Annotated in this window: 13 protein-coding genes, 2 pseudogenes and 1 riboswitch; of the genes and pseudogenes, 9 read left to right on the plus strand and 6 right to left on the minus strand. The window is 72.7% G+C overall.

Annotated features, from left to right (window positions below):
- Positions 1–209: 209 nt before the first annotated feature.
- Complete coding sequence (locus ACWEN3_RS25605) at positions 210–515, minus strand: hypothetical protein (protein ID WP_452975328.1); 306 nt, start codon at positions 513–515, stop codon at positions 210–212.
- Positions 516–686: 171 nt separating this feature from the next.
- Between ACWEN3_RS25605 and ACWEN3_RS25610 the strand changes: the two genes are divergently transcribed.
- Together ACWEN3_RS25610 and ACWEN3_RS25615 are read left to right on the plus strand one after the other, a co-directional pair.
- The gene (locus ACWEN3_RS25610) at positions 687–1,052 is read left to right on the plus strand and encodes a nuclear transport factor 2 family protein (protein WP_452975331.1); all 366 of its coding nucleotides are present in this window, start codon (positions 687–689) and stop codon (positions 1,050–1,052) included.
- Between the two features lie 334 nt (positions 1,053–1,386).
- A riboswitch (ZMP/ZTP riboswitch) is annotated at positions 1,387–1,467 on the plus strand.
- A gap of 26 nt (positions 1,468–1,493) precedes the next feature.
- Complete coding sequence (locus ACWEN3_RS25615) at positions 1,494–2,342, plus strand: bifunctional 5,10-methylenetetrahydrofolate dehydrogenase/5,10-methenyltetrahydrofolate cyclohydrolase (RefSeq protein ID WP_452975334.1); 849 nt, start codon at positions 1,494–1,496, stop codon at positions 2,340–2,342.
- Here ACWEN3_RS25615 and ACWEN3_RS25620 read toward each other — a convergent pair.
- A complete protein-coding gene (locus ACWEN3_RS25620) occupies positions 2,251–3,357 on the minus strand; it encodes a CU044_5270 family protein (RefSeq protein WP_452975337.1) in 1,107 nt (368 codons plus the stop codon). The genes ACWEN3_RS25615 and ACWEN3_RS25620 overlap by 92 nt on opposite strands.
- Before the next feature lies 1 nt (position 3,358).
- Positions 3,359–3,691 (minus strand): annotated as a pseudogene (locus ACWEN3_RS25625) (RNA polymerase sigma factor); the annotation flags it as partial.
- Between ACWEN3_RS25625 and ACWEN3_RS25630 the strand changes: the two are divergent.
- The 3 genes and pseudogenes from ACWEN3_RS25630 to ACWEN3_RS25640 all read left to right on the plus strand — a co-directional run.
- Positions 3,647–3,853, plus strand: coding sequence for a hypothetical protein (locus ACWEN3_RS25630; RefSeq protein ID WP_452975359.1), 207 nt, complete (start codon positions 3,647–3,649; stop codon positions 3,851–3,853). The pseudogene ACWEN3_RS25625 and the gene ACWEN3_RS25630 sit on opposite strands and share 45 nt — an antisense overlap.
- Positions 3,850–4,191 carry a hypothetical protein gene (locus ACWEN3_RS25635; protein WP_452975339.1) on the plus strand — a complete coding sequence of 114 codons (342 nt, stop codon included), beginning with the start codon at positions 3,850–3,852 and terminating at the stop codon, positions 4,189–4,191. The genes ACWEN3_RS25630 and ACWEN3_RS25635 overlap by 4 nt, the downstream gene beginning before the upstream one ends.
- Before the next feature lie 179 nt (positions 4,192–4,370).
- A pseudogene (locus ACWEN3_RS25640) lies at positions 4,371–4,673 on the plus strand (DoxX family membrane protein); the annotation flags it as partial.
- Between the two features lie 56 nt (positions 4,674–4,729).
- Here ACWEN3_RS25640 and ACWEN3_RS25645 read toward each other — a convergent pair.
- Both ACWEN3_RS25645 and ACWEN3_RS25650 read right to left on the minus strand, forming a co-directional pair.
- Positions 4,730–5,755, minus strand: a complete 1,026-nt coding sequence (locus tag ACWEN3_RS25645) for an alcohol dehydrogenase (protein WP_452975342.1) — start codon at positions 5,753–5,755, stop codon at positions 4,730–4,732.
- 123 nt (positions 5,756–5,878) lie between these two features.
- Positions 5,879–6,541: a TetR/AcrR family transcriptional regulator gene (locus tag ACWEN3_RS25650; RefSeq protein WP_452975344.1), complete on the minus strand. Its 663-nt coding sequence runs from the start codon at positions 6,539–6,541 to the stop codon at positions 5,879–5,881.
- A gap of 163 nt (positions 6,542–6,704) precedes the next feature.
- Between ACWEN3_RS25650 and ACWEN3_RS25655 the strand changes: the two genes are divergently transcribed.
- On the plus strand, positions 6,705–7,958 hold the full coding sequence (locus ACWEN3_RS25655) for a YncE family protein (RefSeq protein ID WP_452975346.1): 1,254 nt from the start codon (positions 6,705–6,707) through the stop codon (positions 7,956–7,958).
- A 67-nt stretch (positions 7,959–8,025) separates the two neighbouring features.
- Here the strand turns inward: ACWEN3_RS25655 and ACWEN3_RS25660 are convergent, their stop codons facing one another.
- The gene (locus ACWEN3_RS25660) at positions 8,026–9,882 is read right to left on the minus strand and encodes a cellulase family glycosylhydrolase (protein WP_452975349.1); all 1,857 of its coding nucleotides are present in this window, start codon (positions 9,880–9,882) and stop codon (positions 8,026–8,028) included.
- 680 nt (positions 9,883–10,562) lie between these two features.
- Between ACWEN3_RS25660 and ACWEN3_RS25665 the strand changes: the two genes are divergently transcribed.
- From ACWEN3_RS25665 to ACWEN3_RS25675, 3 genes are all read left to right on the plus strand, one after another.
- A complete protein-coding gene (locus tag ACWEN3_RS25665; RefSeq protein ID WP_452975351.1) occupies positions 10,563–11,081 on the plus strand; it encodes a (2Fe-2S)-binding protein in 519 nt (172 codons plus the stop codon).
- Positions 11,078–13,564: a xanthine dehydrogenase family protein molybdopterin-binding subunit gene (locus tag ACWEN3_RS25670; protein ID WP_452975354.1), complete on the plus strand. Its 2,487-nt coding sequence runs from the start codon at positions 11,078–11,080 to the stop codon at positions 13,562–13,564. The genes ACWEN3_RS25665 and ACWEN3_RS25670 overlap by 4 nt, the downstream gene beginning before the upstream one ends.
- Positions 13,561–14,306 (plus strand): FAD binding domain-containing protein (locus tag ACWEN3_RS25675; protein ID WP_452975356.1); only part of this gene is annotated, 746 nt, incomplete at its 3' end. The genes ACWEN3_RS25670 and ACWEN3_RS25675, both read left to right, overlap by 4 nt.

Here is a 14,306-nt window from a genome sequence, read left to right on the forward strand (position 1 = left end):
GGTGCTGGCTGATCGGCCAGGGCCGGGAGGTGTTCGAGGGCGCCCTGCACGACCCCCCGGCCGGGACGGCGCCGGCTCCGGCATCGGTCTACGCCCTGGCCCGGGACTGGCTGATGCTGCGGGCCGGCGGCGGCACCGGGGCCGTACAGGCGTGAGGCCGCCCCCGCGCCGGGGACGGCCCTGTGGTCCTCGTGCGGGACGGCGACCGCTCAGGCCTCGACGGCCGGCAGGAGGCCGGTCACCGGGGCCGCTAGGTCGGTGATCTGGTGCAGCTCGCTCAGCCGGTTGAGTTGGCTGACCTGGTTCAGCGCGCGCACCTGGTCGGAGACGCGCGGCATCTGGGCCTGCTGCTGCGGGGGGAGGTCGCTGACGGCGAGCGAGTCGAGCACGGTCATGGGGTTGATCTGCCCGGTGTGCGAGGCGCTCGCGTCGGCCGCGTTCGCGAGAGGTGCGGCCAGGCCCGTGACCCCGGCGGCGATGCCGAGGGCGGCGACGATACGTCGTGTTGAGATCATGCCCTCAGCAACGGCGGCGGCCCCCGGACGGACACGGGTGGCGGGCCGCGCTCACCCGTGAGGCGGAGCGCACCGTCTGCGCTTGCCGAGGCCGCCGGGCCGGAGGAGTCTCGAAGGTGGGACCCGGGCGGCCCGCTCCCCGCCGGGCCGCGGGCGCTGAAGGAGGTCACCATGGGCACCGCGACAGGCTCCGCCTTCGACACCGAGACACTGCGCCGGGGCATAGAAGGGAACACCGGGAACACGCTGTTGGCCCTCTACGCGGACGACGCGGAGATCCGCATCATCGACCGCAACACCCAGCCCAGCCATCCCAAGATCCTGCACGGCCGCGGTCAGATAGCCGAGATGCTGGACGACGTCTACAGCCGCGACATGACGCACAAGCTGGACCGGTGCGTCCTGCAGGGCGACCACGTCGCCTACACCGAGTCCTGCGAGTACGAGGACGGCACCCGTGTCCTCGCCGAGTCCATGATCACGTTGCGGGACGGGAAGATCGCCGAACAGATCATGGTCCAGGCATGGGACGAATAGGCAGGAAGTTCGCCAGGGTCCAGGTCACCTCCCGGCTGACCTGGACCTTCTCGGCCCGCGCGGCTCTGGGGCGGGCGCGGCCGCGGCGCCGGGTACCGATCTCGGCGGCGGGTCTGCAGGTGTCCGCCGCCGTCGTCCGGTCGGCGCTGAGAGGGGCGCGCCTTCGCCCGCGGCCTCCGCTGCCGCGAGCGCCTCGAACGCGGCGCGCCCGGTATGCCCGGTCCAGGTAGGTGAGCAAGTCCCCTTCCCTGTAGAGGAGTTCACGGGCACAGACGTGTGCGGGCCGGCTCCGACGGTCGGGGGCCGGGGGTCGTGGACGCCCTCGGTTAGGCTGTACGCGGGCCGTGACTGGCGCTGAGGTGGATCACCACCGGGGAGCGGTCCGTGGTGGATGCCGCGCGCCTGGGCGAGGAGAGTCGATCCAGCTCAGGAGTGTGCAGCATGACCCAGGCCCGCCTCATGGACGGAACCGCCCCCGCCCGCCGCATCGTCGAGGAGACCGCGCGGAGGGCCGCCGGCCTCACCGCGCGGACCGGCGTGGCGCCCTGTCTGGCGACCGTGCTGGTCGGTGACGACCCGGCGTCCGTGACCTATGTCCGCATGAAGCAGAACCGCTGTCGCAAGGCCGGCATCGAGTCCCGGCACGTGGCGCTGCCCGCCGCCACGACCACCGCCGAACTCGTCGGCACGCTGCGGGAGTTGTCCGAGGACCCGGCCGTGCACGGCATCCTGCTCCAGCACCCGGTGGGCGACCACGTCGACGAGCGGGCCGCGTTCGAGGCGATCGCGCCGGAGAAGGACGTCGACGGGGTCACCTTCGCCTCGTTCGCGACCATGAGCTTCGGCCTGCCGGGCTTCGTCTCCTGCACGCCCGGCGGCATCCTGCGGCTGCTGGACGAGTACGGCGTCGACCCGGCCGGGAAGCGCGCCGTGGTGGTGGGCCGCAGCGCGATCCTCGGCAAGCCGGTGGGCATGCTGCTCCTGGCCCGCGACGCGACGGTGACGTACTGCCACTCGCGCACCCGGGACCTGTCGGCGGCGGTGCGCGAGGCCGACATCGTGGTCGCCGCGGTCGGCCGGCCCCGGCTGATCCGCGGGCAGGACATCAAGCCCGGCGCGGTCGTCGTCGACGCCGGCTACAACGCGGGGAACGTCGGCGACGTCGACTTCGACTCGGCCGTGGAGCGGGCCTCGCTGATCACGCCGGTGCCGGGCGGTGTCGGCCCGATGACGATCGCCACGCTGCTGGAGCAGACCGTCGACGCGGCCGCCCGGCGGCTCGGGGTGTGATCAGCGCATCCAGGCGCTGTAGCCCATGACGTCCCCGGCCTTCACGCCGTACTCGGGGTCGTCCTTGGTGAAGGTGGCCTCCATGCCGAGGACGGCGCCGGTGCGCGGTTCCAGGATCAGCATGTGCCGGATGCCGCCGGCGTCGTGCACGTGTGCGGCCGAGGCGGTCGGTCACCTGCCCGGCCGGTCGCAGCCCCGGGGCCTTCGCGAACAGCCGGACGACGGCCGCCGACTCGCGGCCGCCGAGGGTCCAGTGGTCGAGCAGCTCCCCGACACCGTCGAAGAGTTCGGCGGTGCTCAACGGTGCCGTGTCGCGGTGGGTCCCGGGGCGGACGACCTCGGTGAGGTAGGCGCCCAGGGCCGCCGCGGTGTGCGGCGGGGGTGCGTCGGGCGGGGCGTCGCTCCAGCTGGGCGGGTAGGTGGTCCGGCTGAGGACGTGGCCGTCCGCCACCTGGTGCGGCGGCTGGTCGCCCTCGTCGGTGAGGACCGGGCGGCCCGGTGTGCGCGGGTCGGTCGCCACGACCAGTTCGGTGCGGCCGGCATCCGCGCGCCAGCGCACCACCCGTTCCTCGGGGAGGGTCACCGGGGGCCTGTCGTCGCTCATGCCGAGGCTCCACGACTGCACGTGGGTGCCCTTGCGCAGCCCCGGTGAGCCGTCCGCCGCGGCCGCGTCGGCGAGGGCGACCATCGTCGTCAGCGGCACGGCCGTGGAGTGGACGCGGACGGTCAGCGGCCGTGGCGCGGCGACGGCCCGCGGGGCGCTGGGGCCGCCGAGCACGGCGTCGAGGGCGAGCGCGAGGACGGCCGCGGTGACGCCGAGGCCCCAGGCCGGCCGGGCGCGCGGGGTACGGCCGGGGAGCGCCGGGAGCAGCCGGACGCGGCGCCGTGGGCGGTCCTCGCTCAGCAGTTGCCGGAGCCTTAGCTCGGCACGCCGGTCCAGCGGCCCGTCGCGGAAGCCGGGGCTGTCGGCGGGCACCGGGTCGGCGCCGCGCAGGAGTTCGAGTTCGTCGGCCATGTCAGTGGTCCTTGCAGAGGCTCGCCGGGGCGGGACGCGGTACGGGCTCGGCCGCCGTCGCGGGACGCATCCGGTCGATCTCGGCCCTGAGGCGGCCGCGCGCCCGGTGCAGGCGCATCGCCGCGGCCCGTCTGCCGCAGCCCACCGCGACCGCTATCTCGTCGACGGCCAGCTCCTCCCACGCCGCGAGGCGCAGCAGCTCCCGGTCCGCCGGGGACAGCCGGTTCAGGGCCTCGTGCACCCAGGCCCCCGGGGCGTCGGTGTCGGGGCTGTCCACGATGTGCCGGCCGTGCGCGGCCTCGTCGTTGCCGAGCCGGTCCAGCAGCCGGCGCCGGACGACCCGTGGGGTTACGGCCGCTCGCTGGAGTGGGCGACCTCCTGCCCGCCGCCGCGGCACAACTTCGTCGCGCTCACCCGGATCCGCAGCGAGTCCCCGGCGTTCGACCTGCACCACCCCCGTCTCCAGCCGCACGAACGGGAGTTGACCGGGCGATGAGCACCGATGAGGCGCGGCACCTCGTCCAGGAGATCGAGGGCCATCTGCTGTTGGCCGCCACCCGGGAGGAGAGCCGTGTGGCGGCGCGGCGTGCCGTCTCCCGGCTGGGCCGGCTGACCGACCCCCAACAGGAGCATCTGGAGCGGCAGTTCGAGTCCGAGTACCTGACCCTGGCCCGGGCCTCGTGGCGCCGTACCGCGGAACGCGCCGAGGAACTGCGGATCGCGTACGAGACCAGGTACCGGGTGCTGCGACGGCGAATGGTGGTCTGCTGTGTGGTGGGCTGCGCCCTGCTGGCGGCCGCCGGCCTGCCGGTGCTCGCCGCCACGCCCCGCTGACGGACGTCGGTCGCGGGAGAAGCAATCCCTGGATGTGCCCGGCACGTATACAACTGCACAAGCGTCTATAAGCGCATCGGCTCTCGTTTGGGAGCAGCGGAATGCTTGCCCAGCGCGTTTTGTGCCGTCCTACGAGTCCTCAGGACTCACTCACGCCCCAGCCCACCGCGTCGGCATCGTCCGAATTCCTCGGCGGCCTCGGCCTGGCTCTTGGACTGCTCACTCCCCTCGCGGCCGCCGCCCTGATCGGAGTGATGATCAATGCGATGGCGACCGTGACCGGCGCCCATGGTCTGTGGGAGACACATGGCGGGGTCGAGTACAGCGTGGGCATCAGCGTGGTCGCCCTGGCCGTAGCGGCCATCGGCCCGGGCAGACTCGCTCTCGACCGGTTCTTCCGCCGGGGCGGGGGCGGCTGGGGCGAGGCCGCCCTGGCCCTCGGCCTGGGAGGTGCGAGCGCTGCCGTCATCCTGAGTCTGTGACCCGTGGCCCCGGGTCCTGATCCGGGGCCGGGCCGGTGTCCGAGGCGGTCGGCAGGTCAGCCGGTGGTCAGCACCATCCGGAAGCGCGCGGAACCGGAGAGCATCTTCTGGTAGGCCTCGTCCGCGTCGGTCAGCGGCACGATCTCGGTCATCGGGCGGATGCCCTGGAGCGCGCTGAAGGCCATGGTGTCCTCCACGTCCTGCGAGGTGCCGGACGGGTGGCCCCGGACGACGCGGCCGGCCATGAGCAGTTGGGCCGGGCTGATGCCCAGGGGGGCGGTGTCCGCGCCGATGACCACCAGCTCCCCGCGGTGGGACAGGCCGTCCACGGTGGCCGTGATGGCCTCGGAGTTCCCCGCGGTGGCGAGGACGACCCTGGCGCCGCCGAGGGACTGCAGCGCCTCGGCGACCGGGGTGCCGGAGGTGCTGTCGACATAGTGGTGGGCGCCGAGCTGTTTGGCGAAGTCGGCCTTCTCCGCGCCCCGGGCGATCGCCACCGTCTCGAAGCCCATCGCGACCGCGTACTGCACCCCGAGGTGCCCCAGGCCGCCGATGCCGAGCACCGCGACCAGGTCTCCCGGCCGGGCGGAGCTGCGCCGCAGCCCGTTGTACGTGGTCACGCCCGCGCAGGCCAGGGGCCCGGCGTCGCTCGCGGCCAGCGCCTCGGGGATGCGGGCCAGGGCGTCGGCGGGTGCGATCACCTTCTCGCCGAAGCCGCCGTCGTAGGTCCAGCCCGGGACCTTCAGGTTCTCGCACACGATGAAGTCGCCCTCACGGCAGGGCCTGCAGTAACCGCAGCTGCCGCCGAACCAGCCGACGGCCACCCGGTCGCCGACCTCCCATCCACGCTCCCGCACTCCCTCGCCGAGCTCCTCGATGCGCCCGGCGATCTCGTGCCCGGGCACCTCCGGGAACGTCACGCCCGGCAGTCCGGCGCCGACGAAGAGGGCGTCGCTGTGGCAGATGCCGCACGCCTCCACGGCGATCCGCGCATGGCCGGGTCCCGGCTGCGGCACCTCGCGCTCGACCAGCTCGAAGGTGCCGTTCGGAGCGGTCACCTGTGCGACTCGATAGGTACTCATGGGTATCTCCGGAGAACGGGTACGACGGCCCCCTCCCCAGCACACCAGCTACCGGCCGATCACGCGCGGCGAACCACGGGGACGGTGCCCGAAGCGGGCCTTCGGGACCCGGGAGGCGCCGTGTCAGCCGGCTCCAGGGCACCAGCCCGCCGGCCGGAGCATGCCCAGGAGCAGCCGCACCAGTTCGTCCACGACCTCGTCGAGCGTGGCGTCCACCCAGCCGGAGCTCCAGTCGTGCAACAGGCCGTTGACGCTGCCGATGAACGCCGTGGCCGGGAGACGGTAGTCGCGCGGCGCCGCCTCCCCGCGGGCGACGGCCGCCTCCGCCTCGGCGCGGATCAGGTCGACCCAGCAGGCCCGGCGGGCGAGCCGCTGCTCCTCCAGGCGGGGGCTGACGCCGATGATCTCCACGAAGGCGACGCGGATGCGGCGCGGGTCGGAGGTGACGTCTCGGGCGTAGGCCCGGAAGAGCACGGCGACCCGCTCGGCCAGCGGCAGTCCCTCCGCCGCGGCGAGGGCGTCCAGCACCGCCTGCTCCGCCCAGCCGTTGACCTCCAGGTGGAGCGCGGCGAGCACGTCCTCCAGGGTGCGGTACTCCTCGTAGAACTGGCGCGTGGACAGGCCGGCGCCCTGGCTCAGCGCGGCGACCGTGGTGCCCCGGTAGCCCGGCGTGTCGCCGAACAGCCGCAGCGCCGCGTCCAGGAACCGGCGGCGCCGCTCCGCCTGCCGCTCCTCGGCGGACCTGCCGCCGTAGCGGCCCGTCGGCGCCCTGAACCTGCCCGTCACCCGTCCCCCTCCGTCACCCGCCGGCGGCACCGACCTGTCGTGCCACCGACCCCCAATCTTGTCGTGCACACATCTTGTCGAAAAGCCCGCCCCTTCCTTACTTTTCAGTAAGTTCACTGTGAATCCGCCCGTGTTCAGATTCCTCCGAGGAAGGAGAGCAGCCATGCCTGCCTCCAGAACCAGGCACCTGTGCTCCGTGGCCGCCGCCCTGGCCCTGACCGTCGCGGCCCCGGCGACCGCCGCCTCCGCCGCCCCGGCCGCGTCCGAGGGGCTGCGCGAGGTGCTGTTCGTCGGCAACAACTGGGACGGCACCGCCGATGTGGTCGGTTCCTCCGGCGACTTCGCGAGGATCGGCCGGATCGACGTCGTACCCGACAGGCAGCAGCGGCTCGCGGAGATCGACGCCGACCCGATCAAGTGGATCTACTACATGTCCATCCGCAACCAGGTCGGCGAGGGGCACGACCAGTACGTGGACGACATGTACTCGACGCCGGACGGGAGATCGGTGGTCGTCTCCCGCCCGAGCTTCGCCGACGTCGTCTCCATCGACCTGGCCACCGACAAGGTCAACTGGCGTTTCCCGGTGGCCGGTTACCGCGCCGACCACATGGCCGTCTCCCCCGACGGCACCCGCGTCGCGGTCTCGGCCTCCACCGCGAACAAGGTCCAGGTGCTGGACATCGACACGGGCAGGGAGGTCGGCGAGTTCGCCACCGGCGACAAACCGCACGAGAACTTCTTCACCAACGGCGGCCGGTACATCTGGAACATGTCCATCGGCGAGGTCACCACCTCCCTCGACGATCCGGCGTGGGACTGGACGAAGGGAGACCGCCACATCACCGTCGTCGACGCGACCACCTTCAAGCAGGTGAGGACCATCGACATGCGGGACCGGCTGGACGCCGTCGGCCTGAAGGACTTCTCCGACGCGGTCCGGCCCGCCGCCTTCACGCCCGACTGGTCCAAGCTGTACTTCCAGGTGTCCTTCTTCAACGGCTTCCTGGAGTACGACGTCGCCGCCGACCGGATCACCCGGGTGAAGACGCTGCCGGAGAACCCGGCCACCAGCAAGGACCGCACCACCTGGCTGCTGGACTCGCGCCACCACGGCATCTCCATGAACCCGGAGGGCACCAAGCTGTGCGTCGCCGGGACCATGGACGACTACGCGACCGTCGTCGACCGGGCCTCCCTCCAGGAGGGGCCGCTGGTCCCCGCGTCGACGCCGTACTGGGCGACCGTGAGCGGCGACGGCAGGGACTGCGTCATCTCGGAGGCCGGGGCCGACCGGATCACGGCCATCGACTTCGCCACCGGGCAGAAGGTGCTGTCGGTGCCGGTCGGCGACCATCCGCAGCGCGTCCGGCTGGGCCATGTGCCCGCCGACTGGACCGGCCCGAAGGGGAGTTGAGCGGGGATCGAGCGGCCGTACGGTTCCCGGGACGCCCCACTCGCCCGGGGGCCGTACGGCTGGGGGGTCAGAAACGCGCCGCCGCCCAGCCGGCCAGCTCGGACCTCGCCGCGCTCAGCAGGTCCGCCGAGGGCGCCGTCGCTCCGTCGGTCACCAGCGCGTAGTGCAGGACGCCGGAGTCGGTGTCCGTGAGCAGCAGCCGGCGACTGCCCGTGCCGCCCGGCTCGGGGGCCACGCCGACCGGGGCGGACGGGGTGTAGGCGGGCGGCGCGTACATCGTGCCCAGGTCGGAGACGACGGTGGTGGACGCGGTGGCGAAGGACGCCGGCAGGTGCAGTTCGGTGGGTGCGGTGCCGCTGCCGGAGCGCCACACGAGCAGCCCGTACCGGCCCGGGCCCACCAGCTTCGCCACGTTCGGCAGCGAGGCGGGCACCGGATTCCAGGTCAGGGTGGCCGAGCCGTCGCGGGAACGGTCCTCGTAGGTGAAGGCGAGGGCCGTGCCGGCCGTGGCGCTCGGGTAGAGCCGGTCCAGCAGGCGGGCGTCCTGGCGCAGGGTGACGTTTCCCGCGTCGTCGAGCCGCACCGCCGAGAGGTCCTCGTCGTTCCAGGCGTCGCCCGAGGTGAGCACCTTGCCGGGGTTGCCGTTCATCGGCTCGTGGTGCCGGCCGCCGTAGAGGTCCCACTGCCACTGGGTGCCGGACAGGACCGGGCCGGAGGCGGCCGGGTCCGACCACCAGCTCGCGCCGGGCAGACGGGAGTCGAGGGCCTGGTACATGGCCTTCAGGACGGTCGGCGCCTTGTCCGAGACGGTGCCGGACAGCGGGTGCCCGAACTCGCTGACCACGGCCGCGGTACCGGCGGCCGAGGCGCGGTCCCGGATCGCGCCGAAGTCGGCGGCGTACTGGCCGTCCGCCGCCTTGCCCCACATCAGGACGCCGGAGATGGCCTTCTGGTCGTAGAAGTGGGTGTTGAAGAGGTACCGCGGCCCCAGCGTGCCCGCGTCCAGCAGGCCGCCCTCCTGCCGCTGCGTGGAGATGTTCGCGTTCCAGAAGAGGTTCGGCTCGACGAGGGCGGGCTTGTCCCGCCAGCCGGCGTCGTCCATGCGGGCGCGGAACTTCTCGTAGAACGGCCACAGCAGGTCCCGCTCCCAGGTGCGCGAGGCCTGCCCGGAGTCGTAGCTGCCCGCGTACGGCTCGTTGTACGGGTCGAAGCCGACGACGCCCGCGAACTCCTCGTCGCTCAGGTGCTGCTGGAGGTAGGCCATGGCCGTCCCGGCGGTGGCGAGGAAGGCGTCCTGGAGGCCGTACGCGTTGTGCCAGAAGTCGTACTGCGCCTGCCGCACCGCCGTGTTCTGGGTGATGTTCTGGCCCCAGAAGAGACAGATGCCGCAGGACTCCTTCGGATAACTCCCCGCTTCGACAGCCCACTTGGGGGCGCCGTCGCCCGTGTACCAGCTGTTCGCGTTGAACAGGTGGCGGGAGTACAGGTCCTGGTGGAAGTCGGGGTACACACGGATGCCGGCGTCGAGGAAGGCTCGCATCTGTGCGGTGACGGCGGCGAGATAGGCGGTGTCCACCTGCCCGCGCACGGGTTCGGCGTGCGCCCAGGAGAGCAGGAAGCGGACCGCGTTGCCGCCGCCGAGGGCGCGCAGCGCGGTCGCGGACTTCCCGGCGTCGGCGACCGAGGCGAAGGGCAGACCGCCGTTCTCGTCCAGCTTGGTCTCGCCGGAGACGTTGTACCCGCGCAGCACGGTCTCGCGGCCCTGGCCGTCGACGAGACGCCCGTCCCGCACGGTGAGCGGAGTGCCGTCGAACCACAGGGAGCCGACCGGGCCGGCGGCGGTGGCGGGCAGGGCGCCCGCCACCGCCAGGAATCCGCAGAGGACGACCAGCACGACCAGCAGACGCGCCCGGAGATTCGCCATGCCCACCACATTCCGGCGGGGCCGGGGAACCGTCAATACCGCCTGACTCATAAGTAAGTTGACTATCAGTCATCTCCTGTGTCGACGGCGGACGCTCGCCGGCCGGGGGCAGCGGGCGGCGGGGAAGATCTTCAGCCAGGTGCCGCTGTCCTGTTCGGTGGCGTCCGAGTACGGCCACCTCGTCGAGCGGAGCCGCGGTGATGTTCGGCGCCGGGTACAGGTACGAGGAGGGGGGCTGCTGGTCGATCCCGCTCGCAGTGCGGGTGAAGCGTCGGCCGTCCGGCCCGGCGATCTTGACGTCGAAGGTTCCGGTGGCGGCGGCCACGGGATCGCCCGGATAGGTCTTGACCGGCAGGAGTGGCATGGGCCCATGTCGGAGTACAGGTCCACGGTGCCCCTGCGGACCGCGCCGATCCGCGCCTTGTACGGGGCGGTGGCCTCCCCTCCGTGGGAGGCGCCGATCCGGGCCGCCGGAGGCGCGCCGGGGCGGGGACGGACGGCTCGTCCTGACACTGCGGGCCGCCTGGATGCGGCCGGCGTACAGGCACTGGCGACCGTAATGGATTAACGGTCAACCAATGCCGGTCACAGCACTCGCCGCCCGCAGGGGTCGGTCATAGAGTGACGTACACCACAGCCTTCGGCTGGCCATCGTCCCTGCCGCACGGTCTGGAGGGCCCATGACCCACATCAAAGTGAATGTGGACGGCACGACGTACGAGGACGACGTGGAACCCCGTCTCCTCCTCGCCCACTACCTGCGCGACCGCCTCGGTCTCACCGGCACCCCGATCGGCTGCGACACCTCCAACTGCGGAGCGTGCACGGTCGACCTGGACGGGGCGACCGTGAAGAGCTGCTCGGTGCTGGCCGTCCAGGCGGACGGGTGCGCGGTGACCACGGTCCAGGGCCTGGCGAAGGACGGGGAGTGGACGGCGCTCCAGCGCGCCTTCCACGAGCAGCACGGCCTCCAGTGCGGCTACTGCACCCCGGGCATGATCATGGCGGCACGCGATCTGCTGCGCGAGAACCCGCACCCCAGCTCCGACGAGGTACGGCAGGCCCTGGAGGGCAATCTCTGCCGCTGCACCGGCTACCAGAACATCGTCCGCGCGGTGCTCGCCGCGTCCGGACAGCAGGACGCCTCCGGCCGGCAGGACACCACCGGACACCAGGTCGGCGAGGAGGTCACGGCATGACCGATCAGGCCGTCGAACACGAGGTCGGCCGCGCCCGGCTGCGCAAGGAGGACGCCCGGCTGATCACCGGCCAGACCAACTGGACCGACAACATCCAGGTCGCCGGGCTGATGCACCTGGCCATCCTGCGCAGCCCGATGGCGCACGCCCGCATCACCCGGATCGACGTCTCCCCCGCCCTCGAACGCTCCGGGGTCGTGGCGGCGTTCAGCGGCGCCGACCTCGCCGAGGGGCTCGGCTCCCTGCCCTGCGCCTGGCCGGTGACCGAGGACATCGTGCAGCCGGACCACCCGCCGATCGCGGTCGAGGAGGTCCGCTACGCGGGTGACCCGGTGGCGGTCGTGGTGGCCCGTGACCGGTACGCCGCCGCGGACGCGCTGGAGGCGATCGAGGTCGACTACGACCCGCTGCCCCCGGTCCTCGACCTGGAGGCCGCTCTGGCGGAGGGCGCCCCGCTCGTCCACGCCGACAAGGGCACCAACCGCTCCTACCTCTGGCCGCTGGCCACCGGCGAGAGCTTCGAGGCGGTGCGGGAACGCGCCGAGGTGATCCTCAGACGCCGCTACCACCAGCAGCGGCTGATCCCCAACGCCATGGAGCCGCGCGCGGTGGTCGTCACCCCGCTCGCCGCCTCCGGCGAGTACACCGTCTACTCCGCGACCCAGATCCCGCACATCCTGCGGATCATGCTGTCCGTGGTCACCGGGATCCCCGAGCACAAGCTGCGCGTGATCGCCCCGGACGTGGGCGGCGGCTTCGGCTCCAAGCTCCAGGTGTACGGCGAGGAGGCCCTCGCCCTCGCCGTGGCGCGCCGGCTCGGCCGGCCGGTGAAGTGGACCGAGTCCCGGTCCGAGGGCTATCTCGCCACCCACCACGGGCGCGCGATGATCCAGGACGTCGAGGTCGCCGCCACCCGCGAGGGCCGGCTCCTCGGAGTGAAGGTGGACCTCCTCGCCGACATGGGCGCCTATCTGATGCTCGTCACCCCGGGCATCCCGATCCTCGGCGCGTTCATGTACCCGGGGATCTACAAGATGGACGCCTACGAGTTCAACTGCACCGGCGTCTTCACCACCCGCACGCCCACCGACGCCTACCGGGGCGCCGGACGCCCGGAGGCCACGTTCGCCATCGAGCGGACCATGGACGAACTGGCCGCCGAACTGGGCCTGGACCCGGTGGAGCTGCGGCGCCGGAACTGGATCCGGCACGAGGAGTTCCCGTACACCACGATCGCCGGGCTGACCTACGACACCGGCAACTACGAGGCGGCCACCGACAAGGCGCTCGCCCTTTTCGGCTACGACGACCTGCGCGCCGAGCAGCGCAAACGCAACGAGAGCGGCGACCCGGTGCGCCTCGGCATCGGCGTGTCGACCTACACCGAGATGTGCGGCCTGGCGCCGAGCCGGGTGCTGCGCGACCTCAGGTACGCGGCCGGCGGCTGGGAGGCGGCGAGCATCCGTATGCTGCCCACCGGCAAGGTCGAGGTCGTCACCGGCACCAGCCCGCACGGGCAGGGCCACGAGACCTGCTGGAGCCAGATCGCGGCGGACGTGCTCGGCGTGCCGTTCGAGGACGTCGAAGTGCTGCACGGCGACACCCAGGCGGCGCCGCAGGGCATGGACACCTACGGCTCGCGGTCGCTGGCCGTCGGCGGCGAGGCGGTGCACCGGGCCGCGACGACGGTCGTCGAGAAGGCCCGGAAGGTCGCCGCGCACCTGCTGGAGGCGAGCGAGCAGGACGTGGAGTTCCGGGACGGCGTGTTCTCCGTGAAGGGCTCTCCGGAGGCGCGCAGGACCATGCAGGAGATCGCCTTCGAGGCGTTCACCAACCACGACCTGCCCGACGGCGTCGAGCCGTCGATCAACGCCGAGCACGTCGTCGACCCGGAGAACTTCTCCTACCCGCACGGCACCCACCTGTGCGCGGTCGAGGTCGACACGGAGACCGGGAAGACGAGGATCCGGTCGTACGTCTGCGTCGACGACGTCGGCCATGTCGTCAACCCGATGATCGTCGAGGGACAGGTGCACGGCGGACTCGCCCAGGGCATCGCGCAGGCCCTGTTCGAGGAGGCCGTCTACGACGACGAGGGCAACCTCGTCTCCGGCACCATGGCCGACTACCTGGTGCCCTCGGCCGCGGACCTGCCGGACTTCGTGACCGACCGGACGGAGACGCCCGCGGCCTCGAACGCCCTCGGGGTCAAGGGGGTCGGCGAGGCCGGGACGATCGCCTCGACTCCCGCCGTCGTGAACGCCGTGGTGGACGCCCTGCGGCCGCTCGGCGTGGAGGACGTGCGGATGCCCTGTTCGCCGCACCGGGTGTGGCAGGCCGTCCGAGCGGCCCGCGCCGGCCGGGGCGGTGCGGGCGAGGAGGCCGGCGGCACGGGTCCCGCCCAGTCCGGCCAGTCCGGGCAGGCCGCCCAGTCCGGTGACATCGGCCAGTACGGCCAGCCGGGTGAGGAGGGTTCGGCATGATTCCCCCCGCGTTCGAGTACACCCGTCCGACGAGCGTGGACGAGGCGGTGCGCGCCCTTGCCGACGCGGGCGAGGAGGCGAAGGTGCTGGCCGGCGGGCAGAGCCTGCTGCCGCTGCTGCGGCTGCGGCTGGCCTTCCCCGAGCTGGTCGTGGACGTCGGCCGGATCCCGGAGCTGCGCGGGGTCCGGGAGGACGGCGACACGCTCGCCATCGGCGCGATGACCACGCACCACGAAGTGGTCCACGACCCCCTGGTGCGCCGGTACGCCGGACTGCTCGCGGAGACGACGGCCACCGTGGCCGATCCCGCCGTCCGGCACCGGGGCACCCTCGGCGGCTCCCTCGCGCACGCCGACCCGGCCGGGGACCTGCCCGCGGTGGCCCTGGCCCTCGACGCCGACCTGGTCGTCACCGGCCCCGGCGGCCGGCGCACGATCCCGGCGCGGGAGTTCTTCGTCGACTACCTCCAGTCGGCCCTGGCGCCCGACGAACTGCTGGTGGAGGTGCGGATCCCGAAGACGGAGGGCTGGAGCTTCCACTACGAGAAGTTCCACCCGGTCGCCCAGTCCTGGGCCATCGTCGGCGTCGCCGCGCTGGTCCGGCGCGAGGACGGGCACATCGCGGAGGCGCGCATCGGGCTGACCAACATGGGCTCGACGCCGCTGCGCGCCACGGCGGCCGAGCAGGCGCTGTCCGGCGCCGACGGACCCGAGGCCGTGGCCCGGGCCGCGGAGGCGGCGGC

This window comes from Streptomyces sp. NPDC004561 (assembly GCF_053602155.1).